Annotated in this window: 11 protein-coding genes; 8 read left to right on the top strand and 3 right to left on the bottom strand. The window is 75.1% G+C overall.

Annotated features, from left to right (window positions below; translation table 11 throughout):
- Positions 1-341: 341 nt before the first annotated feature.
- Positions 342-629 (bottom strand): 30S ribosomal protein S15, encoded by a 288-nt coding sequence (gene rpsO, locus ACHZ99_RS13420; RefSeq protein WP_420304755.1) that lies wholly within the window; start codon positions 627-629, stop codon positions 342-344.
- 211 nt (positions 630-840) lie between these two features.
- Positions 841-1359, bottom strand: a complete 519-nt coding sequence (locus ACHZ99_RS13415) for a M23 family metallopeptidase (protein WP_420304754.1) — start codon at positions 1357-1359, stop codon at positions 841-843.
- Between the two features lie 496 nt (positions 1360-1855).
- Between ACHZ99_RS13415 and ACHZ99_RS13410 the strand changes: the two genes are divergently transcribed.
- The 8 genes from ACHZ99_RS13410 to ACHZ99_RS13375 all read left to right on the top strand — a co-directional run bounded on the left by ACHZ99_RS13410 (position 1856) and on the right by ACHZ99_RS13375 (position 19391).
- On the top strand, positions 1856-4240 hold the full coding sequence (locus ACHZ99_RS13410; RefSeq protein WP_420304753.1) for a PQQ-binding-like beta-propeller repeat protein: 2385 nt from the start codon (positions 1856-1858) through the stop codon (positions 4238-4240).
- 28 nt (positions 4241-4268) lie between these two features.
- The gene (locus ACHZ99_RS13405; RefSeq protein ID WP_420304752.1) at positions 4269-6506 is read left to right on the top strand and encodes a PQQ-binding-like beta-propeller repeat protein; all 2238 of its coding nucleotides are present in this window, start codon (positions 4269-4271) and stop codon (positions 6504-6506) included.
- 3 nt (positions 6507-6509) lie between these two features.
- Complete coding sequence (locus ACHZ99_RS13400) at positions 6510-8759, top strand: protein kinase domain-containing protein (RefSeq protein ID WP_420304751.1); 2250 nt, start codon at positions 6510-6512, stop codon at positions 8757-8759.
- Positions 8760-8786: 27 nt separating this feature from the next.
- The gene (locus ACHZ99_RS13395) at positions 8787-10865 is read left to right on the top strand and encodes a protein kinase domain-containing protein (protein ID WP_420304750.1); all 2079 of its coding nucleotides are present in this window, start codon (positions 8787-8789) and stop codon (positions 10863-10865) included.
- A 199-nt stretch (positions 10866-11064) separates the two neighbouring features.
- Positions 11065-15012 (top strand): SCO5717 family growth-regulating ATPase, encoded by a 3948-nt coding sequence (locus tag ACHZ99_RS13390; RefSeq protein ID WP_420304749.1) that lies wholly within the window; start codon positions 11065-11067, stop codon positions 15010-15012.
- Between the two features lie 341 nt (positions 15013-15353).
- Positions 15354-17258 carry an ABC transporter substrate-binding protein gene (locus ACHZ99_RS13385; RefSeq protein WP_420304748.1) on the top strand — a complete coding sequence of 635 codons (1905 nt, stop codon included), beginning with the start codon at positions 15354-15356 and terminating at the stop codon, positions 17256-17258.
- A 112-nt stretch (positions 17259-17370) separates the two neighbouring features.
- Positions 17371-18429, top strand: a complete 1059-nt coding sequence (locus tag ACHZ99_RS13380) for an ABC transporter permease (protein ID WP_420304747.1) — start codon at positions 17371-17373, stop codon at positions 18427-18429.
- Positions 18426-19391: an ABC transporter permease gene (locus tag ACHZ99_RS13375; protein ID WP_420304746.1), complete on the top strand. Its 966-nt coding sequence runs from the start codon at positions 18426-18428 to the stop codon at positions 19389-19391. The genes ACHZ99_RS13380 and ACHZ99_RS13375 overlap by 4 nt, the downstream gene beginning before the upstream one ends.
- Positions 19392-19486: 95 nt before the next feature.
- On the opposite strand, the gene ACHZ99_RS13370 is transcribed toward ACHZ99_RS13375, so the two are convergent.
- Positions 19487-20710: an RNA-guided endonuclease InsQ/TnpB family protein gene (locus ACHZ99_RS13370; protein WP_420304745.1), complete on the bottom strand. Its 1224-nt coding sequence runs from the start codon at positions 20708-20710 to the stop codon at positions 19487-19489.
- Positions 20711-20739 lie beyond the last annotated feature (29 nt).

The raw sequence follows: 20739 nt of genomic DNA, 5'->3' as shown, positions 1-20739 counted from the left end.
CGGCAGGCTCGGGCCGGATGAGCGGCTGAAGGCCGGGCCGGTCTTCGATCGAAGCCACCGGGGTGCGCGCTCTCGCGTGCCCCGAAGGCCACTACCGAGGACCGGCGCCCGCTGTCGGCACAGGTCCGGCGGCTGCGGGCGGTTGCTCCCCGTGTTCACTCTGTGTAGATGTCCTGCCGACCAGGGTACAAGTCCCCCGGGCGGTGTCTCGACGGCTGGCGGGCAACCGGTCGGTAGGGGTCCGTACGGACGGACCCGCCCGGCGTCCGGCGGGGCCGGAGCGCTGCGGGCATACGCCGAGGGAGCGGCTCCCGGCGCGGGAGCCGCTCCCTCGTACGGCGCTAGCGGGCGCCGGCGGCGCCGCGGCGGATGCCGAGGCGCTCGACCAGCGTGCGGAAGCGGGTGATGTCCTTCTTCGCGAGGTACTGCAGGAGCCGGCGGCGGCGGCCGACGAGCAGCAGGAGACCGCGGCGCGAGTGGTGGTCGTGCTTGTGGGTCTTCAGGTGCTCGGTGAGGTCGGAGATGCGCTGGGAGAGCATCGCCACCTGCACCTCGGGGGAGCCGGTGTCGCCGTCCTTCGTGGCGAACTCGGCCATGATCTTCTTCTTCGTCGCGGTGTCGAGCGCCATGCCCGTCTCCACACTCCTCAGGTCGGCGCCGCCGAGCGCCCCTGGTCCAGATCACAGGGGAACTGCGGTAACTCGGTCGGCGGGGCGGTCGCGGCGCCTCGCCCGGTTGGATACGGGGGCGCTCACGCGAACCGTCCGCCAGCCTACCAGCCGTGCGGCGGCCCGCAGACCGCCGCCCGGCGCCGCCCGGCCGGGGGGCCGGGGGTGCGGGTCAGATCTTGACGCCGTGCTTGTTCAGGAACGCGACCGGGTCGACGGCGGAGCCGTAGACGGGGGTGGTGCGGACCTCGAAGTGCAGGTGCGGGCCGGTGGAGTTGCCGGTCGTGCCGATCTCGCCGATCTTGGTCTTGGCGTTGACCTGCTGGCCGACCGAGACGTCGATCTTCGACAGGTGGCCGTACTGGGTGTACACGCCGTCGGCGTGCTTGATCACGATGTTGTTGCCGTACGCGCCGCCCCAGCCGGCCGTGACGACGGTGCCGCTGTGGACCGACCGGACCTTGGTGCCGGTGGGCGCGGCGAAGTCCTGGCCGCTGTGCTTGGCGGCCCAGCGGGCGCCGCCCTGGTTGTACTGGCCGGTGATGTCGTAGTCGGCGGAGACGGGCTTGACCCAGTCGGGCTTGCCGTCGGCGCTCGCCACCCCCGCGCCGAGGGTGAGGACCATGCCGGCGCCTGCGGCGAGGGCGGCGGACGTGGCTATGGGGGCGGTGAACTTGATGTGCTTCGACATTCTCGGAATTCCCTCCAGACATGGTTTCGACCCCGGCTGCGCTCCGAGGTCGCCCCACCTTGGTAACCCGCCGGATCCGGACGGACAAGGACCCTTGGTACGAGCCGGGGTCGTAGTGACGAGTCGGGTTTTTATGCCCCTTGCGCACCGGCCGCGACCGGCCGCCGGAGCGCCCCCGGAGCGGGTACGAGAACGCCGCAGGTGGGGATATGCGCAGGTGAGAGCGGTCCGGCTGGGCGGTGTCCGATGGTCCGGCGCACTCCCCTGCCGAAAGTCCACAGGCCCGGGAGGCAAAAGTCCCGGACCCTCGTCCAAGGCGTCTACTACCGCGTTTAGGATTCCTTTGGAGCCATGTGGGGCATGCCACTCCGGGATAAAAATGCGCGGCTTCCGAGCGGGACTTTCTCCCCGGCCGCGCGGGACCAATTACCCCCCGCCGGACACACGGTCCGGCCGCGCCCGGTAGGCTGCCTGCGGCCAGTTCCTAGGAGGGGGTATGGAACCGCTGCGACTCGACGACCCCGAACAGTTCGGGGCGTACCGGCCGGTGGGGCGCCTGGATCCGGACTCCGGCGGCCTCGGCGCGCCGGCCGTGCGCTACGTGGCGCAGGCGCCCGGTGGCGTACGCACCGTCCTGGTCACCGCACCGCGCGCCGAGGCGACGGCCGCCGACCACGGCCACGCCGGGCGCTTCCACGCCGCCGCCGCGGAGGCCCAGCGCCTCGCGGGCACGGGCGGCCCGTGGCTGGCGCCCGTGGGCGAGCTGTCGGCCGCCGGCCCGCCCTGGTGGGCGATGCCGTACCGCCCGGCGCTGCCGCTGCCCGCCGCGCTGGACGCGCAGCTGGAGCCGCTGCCGGAGCGCACCGTGTACGCCGTGGGCGCCGCGCTGGCCGAGACGCTGGCCGCGCTGCACGCCGCGGGGGTGGCGCACGGCGGGCTCGACCCCACGGCCGTGCTGCTCACCGGCGACGGCCCGCTGCTGACCGGGTACGGCGCGGTGGGCGCGGCCGGGGCCGACGGCAGCCCGCGCGCGGGCCTCGCCGGGCTGATACCGGAGTTCCTGCCGCCGGAGCAGGCGGCGGGCGGGCGGCCGCGGCCGCTGGGCGACGTGTACGCGCTGGCCGCGGTGCTCGTGTACGCGGCGACCGGCCGGGCCCCCGGCGACCCGGCGGCGCAGGCCGCCGCCGACCCGCTGACGGACCCGTACGCCGGCGGTCCCGCGTACGGCGCGGACCCGTACGCGCAGGACCCGTACGCCACCGAGGCCCACGGCGCGCCCGGCGACCCGCTGGACCTGCTGTCGCCCGCCCTCCGCGGCACCCTGGAGCCCTGCCTCCGCGCCGACCCCGCCGGCCGCCCCACCGCCGCCGCGCTCCTGCCCGAGCTGCTCCGCGGCGCCGCGCCGGGCGCCGGCCAGGGCCCGGGGGCGGCCGCGGCGCCGGGCACCGTGCTCGACGCGGCGACCACCCGCTCCGGCGCCGCCCTGGCCCCCGGCTGGCTGCCCCGCCGGGTCAGCGCCGCCCTGGCCCGGCAGGCGGCCGACGTGCTCGCCGCCGAGACCGAGCCGGACCCGGACTTCCTCGCGGCGCCGGAGCCCGGCGCCGTGGAACCCATCGGCGCCACCACCGTCATCGGCCGCCCCGGCACCCGCCGCGCCCTGCTCGCCGGCATCGCCGGCGGGGCGGTGGGCGTCGCGGCCGGCGGCGCCGCCGCCTGGGCCGCGACCACCGAGGACCCGCCGCCGCCACCGACCACCGCCGAGCGGCTCGCCGCCCGCAACACCCGCCGGAAGCGGTTCACCGGCGCCCCGCCCACCGTCCTGTGGGGCAAGGGGCTGGGGAAGGTCGATCCGGTCGGCCCGCCGGTCGTCGCCGGCGGCGGGACCGCGCTGGTCGTCGCGAAGTCCGGCGTCTACGCGATGGACCTGCGCACCGGCGACGAGCTGTGGGAGCAGCCGGACGTCCGCCCCGCGGGCGGCGCCGTGCCGCTCGGCGACGGCATGGTGCTGGTGCCCGGCAAGGACCTGGCCGTGCTCGACACCGCGGACGGCGCGGTCGCCTGGACGTCGGAGAAGTTCCGCAAGGGCGGCAGGTCGCCGTACCGGTCGCTGCTGGGCGTGGCCGGCGACACCGCCGCGTTCACCGTCGAGGAGGGCGGCGAGCTGACCGTCGTCGGCTACGACCTCGCCGAGCGCCGCGAGCTGTGGCGCTCGCCCGGCACGGCCGCCGCGACCGCCGCGCTCTTCCTCGGCGACTCCGTGCTGCTGGTGCCCGAGGCCGACGAGAACGCCGAGCACCGCGACGCGCCCGCCGCGGTCTCCGCCCTCGACCTCGCCAGCGGCGCGGAGCGCTGGGCGCAGGAGTACGACGGCATGGCCGGCGGCCACTGGGCCGCGGCCGGGGCGGGCGTGCTGGTCGCCACCGCCGGCAAGACCATGCGCGGCTACGACGCGGGCGGCGACGGCGCCGAGCTGTGGAACGTCGCCGCCGAGCCGTGGAGCGACGAGGAGAGCAACCCGCAGAACTTCGGCCCGCCGGCCGTGCAGGGCAGGATGATCCACGCCCTCGACACGTTCCGCGCCGTGCACACCGTGGCGCGGGACTCGGGCGAGGAGCAGTGGAAGCGCAACCCGCAGCTGGCCTACGTCGGCGTGCTCGTCCAGGCCCCGGCGCTGCACCTCACGCCGGACGAGCGGTTCCTGATCGCGGGCGACGACATGCAGGTGCTGGCGTACGACGTCCAGGGCGGCGACCTGCTGTGGCGCTTCACCGACATGCGGCCGGGCAAGCCGAAGTACGCTCACCGGCGCCGGGTGGCGGTCGGCAAGGACACGGCCGTGGTCGCGAGCGGAAGCAGCGTGTACGCGCTGCCGCTGGACTGAGCGCGCGGCGGCAAGGGGGATTGTTCGTATGCAGACACTGACCGGCGCCGGCGGCACGGCCGGGGGCGGGACGCAGCAGACGGTGGGCCCGCACCGGGTCGTCGCGCCGCTCGGCCCGTACGGGCCCGAGGGCGGGCCCGACGCCGACGGGTCGCGGTTCCACCTGGCGTTCAGCGAGCCGCTGGGCCGGGTCGTGGTCCTCATGACGCCGCCCGCGGCGCTGGCCGCCGACCCGGGCTTCCGGGTCCGGTTCGCCTCCGAGGCCGGCACGTCCGCGCGGCTGGCCGGGCCGGCCGCCGCGCCGGTGGCCGGGGTGGCGCCGCAGGACGAGGAGCCGTGGGTGGCGTACGACTGCGCGCCCGCGCTGCCGCTGCCGGCGGCGCTGGCGGCGCACGGCGGGCCGCTGCCGCTGCCGTACGTCTGCCAACTGGGCGTGTCGCTGGCGGCCGCGGTGCTCCAGGCGCACGCGCAGGGCCTGGTGTACGCGGGGCTGACGCCCGCCGCGGTGCTGCTGACGTCCGCCGGGCCGCGGCTCGTGGCGTACGGCGCGGTGCGCGCGGCGGCACCGGGCGAGGGCCCCCGTACCGCGGTGCCCGGGCTGCCGCCCGCGTGGCTGCCGCCGGAGCAGCACGCCGGCGGGGTGCCGCGGCCGCTGGGCGACATCTACGCGCTGGGCGTGGTGCTGGCGTACGCCGCCACCGGCGGCCACTCCCCCGACCCGGGCGCGCTGCCGGAGCCGCTGGCCGGGGTCGTCGCCGGCTGCCTCGCCGGGGACCCCGCGCAGCGCCCGCGGGCGGACGCGCTGCTCCAGCAGCTCCAGCAGGTGCAGCAGGCGCTGCCCGCGGAGCCGGGGCAGGAGCAGCTGCCCGGCGCCGTCGCCGCGGCGCTGGCCGCGCAGCCGCCGGCGCTGCCGGCGCCGGGCCCGCCCGCGCCGCCACCCCCGGGGCCCGGCGCGCCGGGGAGCCCGGACGGCCCCGGCGGGACCCCGCACACCGCGGCCGGGGCGGACGCCGGCGAGACCTCCGTACCCCCGCCGCGCCCGGCGCGCCGCGCGCTGCTGCGCGGCCTCGCCTTCGGCGCCGCCGGCCTCGCGGTCGGCGGGGGCGGCGTCTACGCGTACCGCCGCGCGACGGAGGAGGACCCGCCCGTCTACCGCACCACCCCCGCGAAGGGCGCCCCGCCCAAGCCGCTGTGGCAGTACCCGCTGCAGGGCCAGGAGGCGGCCAAGATCAGCGTCATCGGCAAAATCGCCGTCGTGGAGACGATGGGCGCGCTCACCGCCGTGCACGTGCGCACCGGCAAGAAGGCGTGGGACTCCGACGTCTTCGCGGGCGGCCACCTGATCGACCTCGGCGGCGGGCGGGCGCTGGTCCCGGTGAGCCTCGGCGGCAACGAGGTCATCGACGTCACCGACGGCAAGTCGAAGGGCGCCATCGAGAAGTACTCGCTCAACAGCAAACTGAGCTACCAGGAGCCCGTCGGCGGCGCGGACGGGGTCTTCTACTTCCTGGGCGTGGAGTCGGACCAGGAGAGCTTTCACGCCGTGGCGTACGACACGAAGAAGCGCAAGGAGCTCTGGCGCACCCCGCTGCCCGAGGGCTACGGCGACCTGAGCGACAACCCGATCAGCGACGGCGACCACGCCAAGCTCCGCGGCGGCCGGGTGCTCATCCCCAGCGCCCCCACCGCCGGCTTCAAGTTCACCTACCTCGCGCTCGACATGCGCGGCGGCGACAAGGTGTGGGAGCGGAAGTACAAGGAGATCGAGGACTACGACGGCCCCAGCACGTACGCGACCCCGGCCGGCGTGCTCGTCAGCCCGAACAAGGAGTCCGGCCAGCTGCGCGGCTACGACCTGCGCGGCGGCGAGCGGCTGTGGGAGCAGCCCATGAAGGAGCACTTCTTCTCCGAGCTCACCGACGCGAGGTCCCGCGTGCTGTACGGCAGCCAGGGGGCGCACATGGCGGCCGTGTCGGTGAAGAACGGCAAGCGGCTCTGGCGTACCCCGGTGTACGCCGGCAACCAGTACGACGTCACCGACGTCGTACTCAGCGGCACCGGCAGAACCATCTTCTACAGCAACGACGCCGAGGTGCAGGCGTTCAACACCCGCGACGGCTCGCCGCTGTGGCGGTTCGCGACGGTCAGCGAGGCCGGCGGCTCCACCACCGACGGGCCCGGCGTCTCCGGCCGGGTGCTCGGCGCGGGCGACGGCATCGCCCTCGTCATGTCCAAGGACGCCCTCTACGCACTCCCGGTGGACTGATCCATGGCTGCCTCGATGACGCCTCTCACCCACGACGACCCGCACCGCCTCGGCCCGTACCGGCTCGTCGCCCGCCTCGGCAGCGGCGGCATGGGCACCGTCTACCTCGCCCGCTCCGCGGGCGGCCGCACGGTGGCGCTGAAGACCATGCACGCCGACCTCGTCAGCGGCGAGGCCGGCACCGCCGGCGCCGAGTTCCGCACCCGGTTCCGGCTGGAGACCGACGCCGCCCGGGTCATCGGCGACCGCTACGGCGCCGAGGTCGTCGACGCCGACCCGCTGGCGGAGACGCCGTGGCTGGCGACGGAGTACGTGCTCGGCCCGCCGCTCGACGAGGCGGTCGCGGTGTGCGGCCCGCTGCCGGAGACGACGACGCGGGCGCTGGGCGCCGCGCTCTGCGAGGCGCTGGGGCAGCTGCACCGCTCCGGCGTCGTGCACCGCGACCTGAAGCCGTCGAACATCCTGCTCACGTCGGCCGGCCCGAAGGTCATCGACTTCGGCATCGCCCGCGCCGCGGGCGACGACCACCTGACGCGTACGGGCACCGCGGCGGGCACGCCCGCCTTCATGTCGCCCGAGCAGGCGTCCGGCGTCGAACACACCCCCGTCGGCGACGTGTTCGCGCTCGCCGGCGTGCTGGTCTTCGCCTGCACGGGCCACGGCCCCTTCGGCGGCGGGCAGGCCGCGGACCTGCTGTACCGGGTGCGCTACGGCGAGGCCGACCTGTCCGGCGTGCCCGCCGGGCTGCTGCCGCTGCTCCAGCGCTGCCTGGCCAAGGAGCCGGAGACCCGCCCCGGCACCGACGAGCTGACGGGGCTGCTCGCCGAGGGACTGCCCGGCGGCGCCGACGACTTCGCCGACCACCTCCCGGACGCGCTGCACGCCGACATCCTGCGCCGCGCCGCCGTCGCCTGGCAGCCGCAGCCGCCCCGGCTGCCGTCGCCGGAGCAGGCCGCGGCGGAGACGGAGCTGGGCGCGGCGAAGGGGCCGTCGCGGCGCAAGGTGCTGGCGCTCGCGGGCGCGGGCGCGGTGGCCGCCGGCGGCGCGGGTGTGGGGGCGTGGGCGTACCTCCGCGACGACGAGAAGAAGCCCGCGGCGAAGCCCGGGCCGAAGAAGCCGAAGGCGCCGAAGGAGCTGTGGACCCGGCCGGTGGTGGGCGGCGACGGCGCGTTCAGCCTGGCCACCGGCGGCAACTACGTGATGCTGCTGACGAGCACCGGCGGCGGGCAGTTCGTGGACGCCCGCAGCGGCAAGCTGCGCGGCATCGACGACCTGGCCTCCCCCCTCCTGGGGATCATCGGCGACGACTCCGGGTTCTACTCCGTCTCCAGCAAGAGCGCCTCGGGCGAGGGCACCTACGCCGTCTACGCCACCGACCCCGAGTCGGGCGAGCGCGAGGAGCACCTCGTCCTCAGCGGCGGGGAACTCAAGGGGGCGGCCATCGAGGGCCTGGAGAGCGGCGTGCTGCTGATGCGCGCGACCGCCCGCTGGGTCACCCGCGTCTACCGCGACAAGAAGACCAAGAAGCGCGTCGTCGAGAAGACGCCGTGGACCCCGCAGTTCGTGGCGGCGGACATGGAGACCGGCGAGCTGCTCTGGGGGGTCGACAACGAGTCCCCCGACAGCGGCCCCTCGTACGCCACCGCCGTGACGAAGAACGAGGTGCTCATCCGCGTCGAGTCCACCCTCACCTGCCTCGAACCCCGCACCGGCGACGTGCGCTGGACCTGGACGGCGCCGAAGGCCGACCGCGACTCGCTCGCCGGCCTGCAGCAGTTCCCCACCGTCGCGGGCCACGTGCTCCTCGGCCTGCGGGACCTGACGGCGCTGCGGCTGTCGGACGGCGAGGTGGGCTGGACGCTCGGCAAGGACCGCGACGCGCGCGCCGAACTCGGCCCGGACACCCGCCTCTACGGCACCCCCGCGGTCAAGGACGGCAAGGCGTACGTCGTCGAGAACGGCAACGGGCTCATCGCCGTCGACGGCGCCGGCGGGAAGGTCGAGTGGGAGGCCAAGGCCGACTGGGCGGGGCCGCAGGCGTTCATCGTCGCGCCCGTGGTCGGCAAGAGGTACGCGTACGTGGGCACCGGCGGCCGCGACTGGGTGCGGGCCGTCGACCTCAAGGAGCACAGGACGGCCTGGTCGTACCGGGGGCCCGAGGACAACGAACGCCCCATGGTCCTCGAACAGGAGGAAGCCGGGGTCGTCCTCGTCGTCACCGCGGCCGAGGTTCGCGGGCTCCCCCTTCAGTAGGAACTTCCACCAGGAGCGGCAACGTCCATGAAACCCCTCGGCACCGGAGACCCGCTGCGCCTCGGCCCGTACCGCCTCATCGGCGTGCTCGGCGCGGGCGGCATGGGCAAGGTGTACCTCGGCCGGGACTCCACCGGCCACCCCGCCGCCATCAAGGTGCTGCGGCCGGAGCTGGCCCACCAGTCGAACCTGGCGCAGCGCTTCGTCCGCGAGGCGCACGCCGCGCAGGCGGTGCAGAGCCCCGGCGTGGCGCGGGTCCTCGCCGCCGAGACGGAGGGCGGACGGCCGTGGATCGCCTGCGAGTACCTCGCCGGGCCGACCCTCGCCGAGGCCGTCGAGCGCTACGGGCCGCTGGACGGCACGGCGCTGCGCGCGGTCGGCGCGGCGCTGGCGAGCACGCTGACCGACATCCACGCGGCCGGTCTCGTCCACCGCGACATCAAGCCCCCCAACATCGTGCTGACCGCGGCCGGACCGCGGATCATCGACTTCGGCATCGCCCGCCCCGAGCACGGCCTGACGCTCACCAGCACCGGCGAGGCCCCGGTCACGCCCGGCTACGGGCCGCCGGAGCAGGTGCTCGGGCAGCGCGTGGGCCCGCCCGCGGACGTCTTCGCGCTGGGCGCGGTGCTGACGCTGGCGGCGACGGGGCAGACGGCGTACCAGGGCAGCCATGTGGCGGCGGTGCAGTACGAGGTGGTGCACGGCGAGCCGCGTCTCGAAGCGCTGCCGCCCGACCTGCACCCGCTGATCGCCCCGTGCCTGGCCAAGGACCCCGCGTACCGGCCCACTCCGCCGCAGATCGCCGCCGCCCTCGCCCCGCCGCCCGGCGCGGAGGCGGTGTGGCGCCAGGGGCCGCTCGCCGAGGATATCGCGGGCCGGGAGCACGAGGCGGGCCGCCTCGCGGCGCTCCCCGCGGCCGGCGACACCCAGGTGCCCGGGCCCTCGCGGCGGCGGCTGCTCGTCGGCCTCGCCACCGGCGGCGCGGTGGTCGCGGCGAGCGGGGGCACGGCCGCCTGGTGGTGGCTGGGCAAGGACGACGGCGGCACGGTGACGGCGCCGAAACGCGACCCGTGGGCGGCGCGGCCGCTCGACGGCTACAGCTCCGGCAACGCCCCCGCGGCGCTCTGGGGCCCGGTCAGGGGGCTCAACTCCGCTACGCCGCTGCTGCTTCCGCTGCGTCAGGTGCTGGTCGCGGCGATGGCCGACGGCAGCCTCGCGGGCCTGGACATCCGCACCGGCAAGGAGAAGTGGCGGCGGGCCGCAGACTCGGTGGCGGCGGCGGCCGGGGCGGCGGCGCTCGACGAGAACACCTTCGCCGCCGCGGACGCCGAGGGGGCGCTGTACGGGCTGCGCGGCCGCGACCGGCGCGAGCAGTGGTCGGCGCCGGACGCGCGGGCCGCCGTGGTGCTGACGGCGTCGGCCGACGCGGTGTACGTGACGACGAAGGACGGCGAGCTGCGCGCGGTCGGCGCCGGGGGCCGGGAGCGGTGGACGGTCGGGATGCCGGTCAAGTCGACCGTCAAGAAGCCCGCGTGGGCCACGACCGCGGACGGGATGCTGGTGCTCTCCGGCTCGGACGGCAAGCTCGCGGTGGTCGACACCGAGGACGGCAGGACGGTGTGGGACACCCCGAAGCGCAGTTCGTACGCGCTGCCGTGCGCGGTCGGCGGGGGCTTCGTGTACGCGGGCGGGGACGGGCTGACGGCGTACGCGCTGAAGGGCGACGGGAAGCCGGAGTGGAACGAGCAGCCGGTGGGCGATTACATCTGGAGCGCGCCGGCGCTCGACGGGAACACGCTCTTCGCCGTGAACAACAGGGTGCTCACGGCCATGAACGCGAAGACGAGGGAGACCGTGTTCACGGCGAAAGCGCTGGCGGTCGCGCTGAAGTACCCGCCGGTGGTCCAGGGGAACTCGGTGTGGTGCGGGACGACGGAGAACATCGATCCCGACGCGCTGAAGGTCTACGACATCGGCAAGGGCCGGATGGCGTGGGACGACCGGCGCACGTCGCGCGAGCGGGACGACTGGACCATGACCGCCGCGAACAACCGGGTGTTCGTCCTCTACACCGGGTCGCTCACCGCGAACCCGGTGTTCTGACCGGCGCCGTACCCGCCCGCCCGCGGAAACGCGCCGCGCCCGCCGCGGGTCCGGTGTTCTGAACGGTGACACATCCGTTGCCGATTGCGACAGTCCGCCCTGCCGACGCGCTCGGTCCTCCCCTTAGGGTGGGAGGAGCATGCGGCACCGGGCAGGCGCCGGCACGACCGCCGTGGTGCGAGGGGATACGGGAGGCACAGTGAGCAGCGATCGGGACGAGAACGGCGCGGGCCGGACCAGCCCCGATGTCGAGCGGTCCGGTACGGATCCGGAGGGCACGGGCGAGTTCACCACCGGCCCGGCGCCCGCCGCCTGGTACACCCAGGGGGTGCCGCCCCCCAGACAGGACGAGGAGGCGGGCTCCCGCTCGTCCCACTCCGGCTCGGCGATGCCCCCGTTGCCGAACGGCTTCACCGCCGCCCACGCCCCGGCGCCGGGGCCGGTGCCGGACTCGATGACGCCGCCGCCGTTCCTGCTGACGCTGCCGGACGAGACGCCGGAGGCACCGCCGGAGCCGGAGGCGCCGCCGGCGGCGGCCGCGGAGCCGGACGCCGACGACGACGACAACGACGACCGGGACGAGGCGTCCGGCGGCTACGAGAACGAGGCCGGGCCCGGCGACACCGACGACTCCGGCGACTCCGCCCCGCTGACGGCGGCGACGGACCCGGGCGCGGTGGCGTTCGCGGCTCTGCCGGTGGCCCCGGCGGTGCCGGAGGCCGAAGCCGACGCGGACGCCCCGGACCACGCGGACAATGCGGACCACGCGGCAGCGGACGAGAGCACCGGCGCCGGGACCGCGGCGGACACCGGGGAGTTCACCTCGGCCCCGGCGAGCGCGCCCAGCTGGTACGGAGGCGCCGCGTCCGCGACGCCGGTGGGCACCGACGACGCGGATGAGGCGGCGCCGGAACCGGCCGCCGCCGGGGGCGCGGCCACGGACGACGGCGCGGACGACGACGCGTATTCCGCCGCGGACCTTCCCGCCGTGCCGGAGACCGCGCCCGGCGCGCAGGCGGACGACGACGGCGACGGCGCGTCGTCCGGCGACGGCTGGCGCACCGCCGAGCCGGACACCGCGTGGCCCTTCACCTCCGCGGCCGCTTCCGCGGAGGTGACCACCGACGACGGCGACGAGGCCGCGGCGCCGGGCGACTCCGGCGAGCCCCGCGAGCAGGCGGCCGCCTGGACGGCCACGCCCCCGGTCGCCCCCGACGCCGCGGCGGAGCCGGAGGCGACCGGCACCGACTGGCTGAGCGGCGAAGCGGCACCGGCCGCGGACGACGACGACGCGTCCGCGGCGGGTACGGGCCCGGCCTTCGGGACCGACGGCGCGGGCGGTACGGCGACGGACCCGACCGGCAGCAGCTGGCGCAGCAGCGTGCCCGAAGCCGACGACGACGCGACCGGCACGGCGGCGGACACCGCCGACCGCAGCTGGCGCAGCAGCGTCCCCGAAGCCGACGACGACGTCGACGAGTCCGCCGGGTCCGGGGCCGCGTGGCCCGCCGCCGGGGTCGCGGACGCGGACGGCCAGACCGGCGGGTCCGGCGCCGCAGCGCCGGAGGCGGGGGCCGCCTGGCCGCCCACGCCCGGGACACCGCCCGCCACCGCCGAGCCGGGCGGCGACGACGCCTCCGCGCCCGGCGGGTCCGCCTTCCCCGCCCCGCAGTTCGCGCCCCCGCCGCGGGGTGACGACGGCCCGGGTGCGCCCGGCCCGTACCGGGACGACGCCACGCGGACCCTGACGCCGCTCGTCGCCCACGCCGCGCCCGCCGCCGCGCCGTCCGACCAGGACCGGGACCAGAACCGGGACGACGACCGGGACCAGGCCGCGAACCGGGACCCCGGCCTGGACGACGACGAGTCGCCGGGCGACCCGGACAAGGGCGACCTGGTGAGCGGCGCGACCATGCGTTTCTCGCCCGCCTCGCTGCGGGCGCAGACCGGCGCCGGGGTCCAGGACCGTACGCCCGCGGACGACGAGCCCAACGACGCCGTGCCCGCCGCCGCCGAGGTCCAGGACCGGGTGCCGGCCGACGCCGTGCCCGCGCGCGACGACGAGCCGCAGGACGCGCCGCCGCAGGCCAGCCCGTACGTCACGGACCGGGCGCCCACCGGGGCGAACCCCTGGGCGCCCGAGCCCGCGCCGGACGCGTCCGCCGCGTCCGACCCGTCCGCCTCCGCGACGGCGCTGCCGCCGCTGCCCCCGCAGTTCCCCGCCGCCGAGCAGCAGCGCTCCCCGGCGACCGACCTGCCGTCCGGCCCTCCACCCGCCGCGGGCGCGCCCTGGCAGTCGCCCGCCGCCCCGCAGCCCGCGTCCGAGCAGGCCGCGCCGCCGCCGCCCGCGGCTCCCCCGGCGCCGCCCGCCGCGCCCCCGGCCGCGGCACCGCCCGGGCAGCCGTACCCGGCCCAGCCCGGCGCCCCCGCGTCCGGCTCCGCCCCGGCGGCCCAGGCCCCGGGCACCCAGCCCGGCGCCCCCGGCGCGTACCCCGCGCCCGGCAGCCGCCTTCCGGCACCGCAGACCCCGCCCGCCTCCGGCGCGGAGGCGCCCCGCTCCGGGGCCGCCGCCGAGCCGCCGCCCGGCTGGACCGTGGCGTCGCCGTCCGGCGTGCCCGTACCCCCGGCCGGTCAGCAGCCCGACGGCGGCGCGCCGCAGGGCGGTTACGGCTGGCCCCAGCCGCCCGGCGGGCAGCCGGGCCAGCAGGGGCAGCCGGGCCAGCAGGGGCAGCCGGGCGGGCCGGGACAGCCGAGCCAGCCCGGGCAGCCCGGACAACCGGGGCAGCCCGCCTACCCGGGCCTCCCCGGCCAGCCCCCCGCCCAGCCGGGGCAGCCCGGCCCGTACCCCGGGCAGCAGCCCGGCCTCCCGCCCGCCGGCGGCGGGCAGCCCGGCGCGCCCGGCCAGGGGGCCCTGTCCCCCGCCACGTCGCCCGCGCCGGGCCGGCCCGGCCAGCCCGGCGGCGACCCGCGGTCCGGCGGCTGGCCCGAGGTCACGCCCGAGCAGCGCCGCCAGCCGGTGCACAACGCGCCCCTCGGCTACACCGCCGCCGTCGAGCTCTCCTCCGACCAGCTGCTGCACGAGAAGCACAAGCCGCAGCGCAAGTCCGAGCGCGGCGGCCTGTCCCGGTTCAAGCTGGGCGGCAAGGCGGCCGAGGAGGAGCGGCAGCGCAAGATCGCCCTCGTCCGCACGCCGGTGCTGTCCTGCTACCGCATCGCGGTGATCTCCCTCAAGGGCGGCGTCGGCAAGACCACGACGACCACCGCGCTCGGCGCGACCCTCGCCGCCGAGCGGCAGGACAAGGTCATCGCGATCGACGCCAACCCGGACGCGGGCACGCTGGGCCGCCGGGTGCGCCGCGAGACCGGCGCGACCATCCGCGACCTGGTGACGGCGATCCCGTACCTCAACAGCTACATGGACATCCGCCGGTTCACCTCGCAGGCGCCGTCCGGCCTGGAGATCCTGGCCAACGACGTCGACCCGGCGGTCTCCACGACGTTCAACGACGAGGACTACCGCCGCGTCATCGACGTGCTGGGCAAGCAGTACCCGGTGATCCTCACCGACTCCGGCACCGGCCTGCTCTACAGCGCCATGCGCGGCGTGCTCGACCTCGCCGACCAGCTGATCGTCGTGGCCACCCCGTCCGTCGACGGCGCGTCCAGCGCCAGCACCACCCTCGACTGGCTGCACGCCCACGGCTACGCCGACCTGGTGTCGCGGAGCATCACGGTCATCTCCGGGGTCCGCGAGACCGCCAAGATGATCAAGATCGACGACATAGTCGGCCACTTCGAGCAGCGCACCCGCGCGGTGCAGGTGATCCCGTTCGACGAGCACCTGTCGGCCGGTGCCGAGCTCGACCTGTCGATGATGCGGCCGAAGACCAAGGAGGCGTACTTCCACCTCGCCGCGCTCGTCGCCGAGGACTTCACCCGCGCCCAGCAGGCGCAGGGCCTGTGGACGAGCGAGAGCGGCCAGCAGCCGCCGCACGCGATGCCGCCGCCGATGCCCGGCCAGCCGGGCCAGCCCGGCGCGGGAGGGTACGGACCCGGCGGCGGGCACCCGGGCGGAGGCGGCTATCCGGGTGGCGCGCCCGGCACCGGCCCGTCGCAGGCGCAGTCCGGCCCGAGCCCGTACGGGTGACGCCGCGGCCGGGGCCGCCGCCGGCCCCGGCGACCGCCGGCCCGCCGCCGGACCGCCCGACCGGCCAGCGGAAACGCGGCCGGCGAGGCGGGTGAGGCCGCCGTCCGGAGCACCGGCCGATCCGCCGGGCTCGCCCGGCCGGCCGACGTCCCCGCCGCCATTGGGGTGAACCAATGAGGCCCGCAGCCTTTTTGAAGGCGCGGGCCTCATTCGCGTTTCAGCCGGGTATCGCCCTCGTACAGGCCGGTCACGGTCGTTGACATGTTTAGACCAACCTCGCTACACAGACCCGACCCCCAGGCCGGTCAGCCGGCATCCCGCCCCGAGAACCGCGAGGTGTCATGCAGCCCACCCACGAGAACGCCTTCCCGCCCGGCCCACCCCCACCCACGACTCCCGCCCACCACGGCCGCCGGCTGCGCCGCGCGCTCTGCGCCGCCGCGGCGGCCCTCGCCCTGGTCGGAGCCGCCGCCGTCGGCCCGGCCGGACCGGCCGCGGCGACGTCCGCCCAGGACGACAGCGGCGGCGACGACGGCGACGACGGCGAGACGGTCCTGACGGCGGCCGTCGCGCAGAGCGTCGACTCGCTCAGCCCCTTCCTCGCCGTCACCCTGGTGGCCACGAGCCTGAACCGGCTGATGTACGACTCCCTCGTCAACTACGACGTCAAGACGCAGGAGCCCATCCCCGGGCTGGCGGAGAAGTGGGAGCCCTCGAACGAGGGCAGGACGTGGACGTACACCATCCGCAAGGGCGTGAAGTGGTCCGACGGCAGGCCGCTGACCGCCGAGGACGCCCGCTGGACGTTCCACACGATGATGACCGACGACGCCGCAGGCACGGCCAACGGCTCGTACGTCACCAACTTCGAGAAGGTCTCGGCGCCCGACGACCGCACGCTCGTCGTGGAGCTGAAGGAGCCGCAGGCCACGATGAACTCGATGGACCTGCCGATCGTGCCCAAGCACATCTGGAAGGACGTCGAGGACCTCGGCAAGTTCAACAACGACAAGGACTTCCCGGTCGTCGGCAGCGGCCCGTTCGTGCTCACGGACTTCAAGACCGACTCGTACGTCACCTTCGAGCGGAACGAGAACTTCTGGCGGGGCGCGCCGGAGTTCGACAAGCTGACGTTCAAGTACTACAAGGAGACCGACGCCGCCGTCGCCGCGCTGCGCAAGGGCGAGGTGTCGTTCGTGCCGGACCTGACCCCGGCGCACGCCGCGTCGCTCAAGGGCCAGCCGGACATCGAGGTCAACGACGGCCAGGGCCGCCGCTTCTGGGCCATCGCCACCAACCCCGGGGCGCGGGACATCGAGGGCAACAGGTTCGGCGACGGCCATCCGGCGCTGCTCGACCCCCAGGTCCGCAAGGCGCTGTTCCACGCGGTCGACCGCAAGGAGCTCGTGGACAAGGTGCTCCAGGGGCACGGCGTCGAGGGCGCGGGCTACATCCCGCCGCGCTTCACCGAGTACCACTGGCAGCCGTCGGCCGAGCAGGAGATCGGGTACGACCCGAAGGAGGCGGCGCGGCTGCTGGACGAGGCGGGCTACGAGCTGAAGGACGGCAAGCGCGTCGGCAAGGACGGCAAGCCGCTGAACTTCCGGATGCTGTGCCACGCCACCGACCCCAAGGACAAGGCGGCGGGCAAGTTCCTCGCGGAGTGGTGGGGCGAGCTGGGCATCGGCCTGGACCTGCAGTGCCTCGACAACGTCGGCGACCCCTGGGTGGCCGGTGAGTACGACCTCGCCTTCGACGGCTGGTCGGTCAACCCGGACCCGGACTTCGTCCTCGCCATACACACCTGCGCCGCGCTGCCGGAGTCGGAGGACGTCGTGGGGCAGACGGACAACTTCATCTGCGACAAGGAGTTCGACCGGCTCTACGCCGAGCAGCTGGCCACGTACGACGACCCGGCCAGGCGCGCGGAGATCGTCAAGGAGATGCAGTCCGTGCTGTACGACACGGGGTACATGAACGTCCTGGCGTACCCCAACTCCGTCGAGGCGTACCGCACCGACCACATCGAGTCGATCACCGCGATGCCCGCGGGCAACGGCAACATCTGGGGCCAGGACGGCTCCTGGAGCTGGGCCACCGCGGTCCCCGCCGCGGAGGCGTCGGACGACGGCGGCGGCTCGGGGATGGGCGTGGTCCTCGGCGGCGGCGCGGCGCTGGTCGTCGCGGTCGCCACCGGCCTGGTCGTCACCATGCGGCGCCGGGCCACCGCGGCGGACCGCGAGTAGCCGGTACGCGCCTCGCGGGGTGTCCGGCGCCGCGCCGCCGGACACCCCGCCCCACCGACCCACCCGCGACCCGCGCCACGCACCCGGACGGCACCCCAGCAAAGCGAGGGCCATGTCAACGGCAGACGCACCCGCCACCCCCGCCGTCGTCAAGACGGCACCCGACGCCCGCGGCCCCGCGGGCGGCAGCTCCCGCCGCGCCTACCTCTCCTACGTGGCGGGCAAGCTCGCCGGCGCCGCGGTCTCCCTCTTCGCCATCCTCGTCACCAGCTTCTTCCTCTTCCGGATCATCCCCGGCGACCCGGTCAAGACGATGACCCACGGCCGCAAGGTCGACGCGGAGCAACTCGCCGCGCTGCGCCGTCACTACGGGCTCGACCTGCCGCTGTGGGAGCAGTTCACGCACTACGTCGGCAACGCGCTGACCGGCGACCTCGGCAGCTCGTACCAGTTCAACGAGCCGGTGCTGGACCTCATCCGGGAGCGGGTGCCGGCCACGCTGCTGCTCACCGGCACCGCGGTCGTCCTCTACAGCGCGCTCGGCCTGTGGCTGGGCACCCGCGCCGCCTGGCGGCACGGCGGGACCGGCGACAAGGTGAACACGGGCGTCGCGCTCACCTTCTGGTCGGTGCCGCACTTCTGGCTCGGGATGCTGCTCATCATCGTCTTCTCCGTCGGCGCCGGCCCCATCCCCGGGTTGTTCCCCACCGGCGGCATGGAGTCCGGCGGCAAGGAGGGCTTCGCGTACGTCGTGGACGTGGTGCACCACATGGTGCTGCCGGTGCTCACCCTGGTCGCCGCCTGCTACGCGCAGACGCTGCTGGTCATGCGCTCCTCGCTGCTCGACGAGATGGGCAGCGACTATCTGACGGCCGCCCGCGCCAAGGGGCTGCGCGACGACCTCGTACGCCGCCGGCACGCCGTGCCGAACGCGATGCTGCCGACGATCACGCTCGTCTTCGTCAACCTCGGCTTCATCGCGGCCGGCTCCATCCTGGTGGAGACGGTCTTCTCCTGGCCGGGCCTCGGCGGGCTGTTCTACCAGGCGCTGAGCGTCCCCGACCTGCCGCTGATCCAGGGCCTGTTCATCGTCTACGCGGGCTCGATGATCCTGATGAGCGTGATCGCCGACCTGATCTATCCGCTGTTCGATCCCCGGGTGGGCCGATGAGCACCGAAGCACTGGGCAAGGAGCCGGGAGGCGTCGACCCCGCCCTCCCGCCCGCCGCCGATTCCACCGCCGCCGGCACCGGGTCGCTGGCGTGGGCCCGCCGCCGCCGCTCCGCGGCGCGCTTCTGGCGCGCGTACCGGCGGCAGCGGGCGGGGCTCGTGGGCCTCGTCGCGCTCGTCGTCATCGCGTGCGTCGCGCTGGCCGCGCCGCTGCTGGCCGGCGCCGACGCCGACAGCGTCACGGACGCGCCGGGCACGGCGCTGGAGAACCCCAGCGCCGAGTTCCCGCTCGGCACCGACCAGTTCGGCCGGTCGGTGCTCGACCTGCTGATCCACGGGGCGCGCATCTCGCTCACCGTCGGGCTGCTGGCCGCCGCGCTGACCGTCGGCATCGGCACCCTCGTCGGCATGGTCGCCGGCCACTACGGCGGCTGGCTGTCCGGGCTGGTCATGCGCGTCACCGACTTCTTCCTCGTCATGCCCACGCTGGTGCTGGCGATCGTGCTGGCCACGGTGATGTCCCGGTCGGTCACCACGATCATCATCGCGATCGGGGTGGCGGCCTGGCCCAAGACGGCGCGGCTGGTGCGGGCGCAGACGCTGGCCATCGAGCAGCGCCCGTACGTCGAACGGGCCCGGGCGCTGGGCGGCGGCCACACCCACATCATGGTCCGGCACGTGCTGCCGAACGTGATGCCGCTGGTCCTCGCCCAGACCACGCTGGTGATCTCCGAGGCGATCCTCACCGAGGCCACGCTCGCGTTCCTCGGCCTGGGCGACCCGCAGGTCATCTCCTGGGGCGGCATGCTCCAGGACGCCCGCGAGGCGGGCGCGATCAGCTCCGGGCACTGGTCGTTCCTGGTGCCGCCGGGCATCGCCATCGCGGTGGTCGCCCTCTGCTTCACGCTGGCCGGCCGGGCGCTGGAGTCCGTGCTCAACCCGAAGCTGGGGGTGGCGAATTGACTGCTCCCCCGCCTGCGGACGGAAGGTTCCCGCCCGGCCTTGCGGCCGTGTGCCCCTCGCGGGGCTTCCTCGCGGCGTGTGTGGGGATTCCAGGCTCAGGCTGCCTTCCGGGCCAGCGGCCCGGGAGGTCTTACACCCTCAGCACCTGCCGGGCTCAGACCCGCCCGGATGAGCATCACGTGCGCGGAGTTCTTGTCCCGTGGGCTCACGGTTCCACACGCGGTGCAAGTGTAGGTGCGCTCACCCAGCGGCAATGCATGCTTGGCTCTCGTCATGCAGTGCGCGCAGTCCATCGTGGTGTGCGCGGGATGTACCAGGTACACGGAACGGCCGTGCTTGCGGCTCATCTCGATCAGGGCACGCTTGGTGGCACCGATGGCGGCGTCGGCGGCCTTCCTCGCCATGGTCGACTTCACAAGGAACTTGGGGCGGAAGTCCTCGACCGCCAGGCGGTCGTGGTCCCGGACGACCTTCTTGGCCCATTTGCGCCCGGTGTCCTCACGTTGCCGGGCGACCTTCTTGTACGCTTTCGCGCGCCGCTTCTTCGCCTCGCGGTAGCCCTTCGATCCGGGCTGTCCCTTCGCTGGTTTGCGGCGGGCCATCATCCGGTCGTACCGGCTCAGCTTGGCGGCGGCTCTCTTTCCGTGCTGCGGGTGGGGAAGGGCGTGCGTGTCGGACGTGGTGGTCGCGGTCTCCTGCACACCCCAGTCGACACCGATCACACGTCCGGTTTCGGGCAGTGCCTCCGTCATGGCGGGAACGACGAAGGAGCAGTACCAGGCGCCAGTCGTGTCCTGGTATACGCGCACGCTGGACGGGGGCCCTGGCAGGCTCCGCGACCACACCACCCGAAGGATGATTCCGCCCGCGAGGTGCAGGCAGCCGTTCTTGAGGCGGAAACCGCGCCGGGTGTAGTTGAGGGTCGGCCTGGCTTCGCGCTTCTTCTTCCATCGGGGCATCCCCGCCCGCTGCCGCACAGGCAGCCGTTCCCTGATGTCCTTCTGTGCCTTCGCCCTCGACTTGCCGAAGTCCCGCAGCAACTGCTGCTGAGGAACACTGGAGCCCTCACTCAGCCACGCCGTGGTCTTGCGGGTCGCGGTCAGCATCTTGTCAAGCTGCGCCGGGCCACACGTCGTCTTCTTGCCGGTGGCCTTGTTGTACGCGTGCACGGCCCTGGACTTCGCGACACATTCGTTCCACAGCCACCGGCATCGGTCCCACTCGGCCTCGACTGCGCGCCGGGCCGACGACGAAAGGCGCAGGCGGTACGTGTACCGGGCGTGCCCGGCATCCTCGCCCGTCTGCGCTTTCATCGTCATGTTCGCCAATCTATCCGGGAGGACTGACA

Origin of the sequence: Streptomyces sp. MAR4 CNX-425 (genome assembly GCF_048656465.1) — a bacterium.
GTDB lineage: Bacteria > Actinomycetota > Actinomycetes > Streptomycetales > Streptomycetaceae > Streptomyces.
The sequence above is the reverse complement of the archived record's forward strand: the minus strand, read 5'-3'. Positions and strand labels throughout refer to the sequence as shown.

Excerpts from the sequence above, each read along its gene's own strand:
- rpsO (WP_420304755.1), bottom strand. The coding sequence starts at position 629 with ATGGCGCTCGACACCGCGACGAAGAAGAAGATCATGGCCGAGTTCGCC.
- ACHZ99_RS13415 (WP_420304754.1), bottom strand. The coding sequence starts at position 1,359 with ATGTCGAAGCACATCAAGTTCACCGCCCCCATAGCCACGTCCGCCGCC.
- ACHZ99_RS13410 (WP_420304753.1), top strand. The coding sequence starts at position 1,856 with ATGGAACCGCTGCGACTCGACGACCCCGAACAGTTCGGGGCGTACCGG.
- ACHZ99_RS13405 (WP_420304752.1), top strand. The coding sequence starts at position 4,269 with ATGCAGACACTGACCGGCGCCGGCGGCACGGCCGGGGGCGGGACGCAG.
- ACHZ99_RS13400 (WP_420304751.1), top strand. The coding sequence starts at position 6,510 with ATGGCTGCCTCGATGACGCCTCTCACCCACGACGACCCGCACCGCCTC.
- ACHZ99_RS13395 (WP_420304750.1), top strand. The coding sequence starts at position 8,787 with ATGAAACCCCTCGGCACCGGAGACCCGCTGCGCCTCGGCCCGTACCGC.
- ACHZ99_RS13385 (WP_420304748.1), top strand. The coding sequence starts at position 15,354 with ATGCAGCCCACCCACGAGAACGCCTTCCCGCCCGGCCCACCCCCACCC.
- ACHZ99_RS13380 (WP_420304747.1), top strand. The coding sequence starts at position 17,371 with ATGTCAACGGCAGACGCACCCGCCACCCCCGCCGTCGTCAAGACGGCA.
- ACHZ99_RS13375 (WP_420304746.1), top strand. The coding sequence starts at position 18,426 with ATGAGCACCGAAGCACTGGGCAAGGAGCCGGGAGGCGTCGACCCCGCC.
- ACHZ99_RS13370 (WP_420304745.1), bottom strand. The coding sequence starts at position 20,710 with ATGACGATGAAAGCGCAGACGGGCGAGGATGCCGGGCACGCCCGGTAC.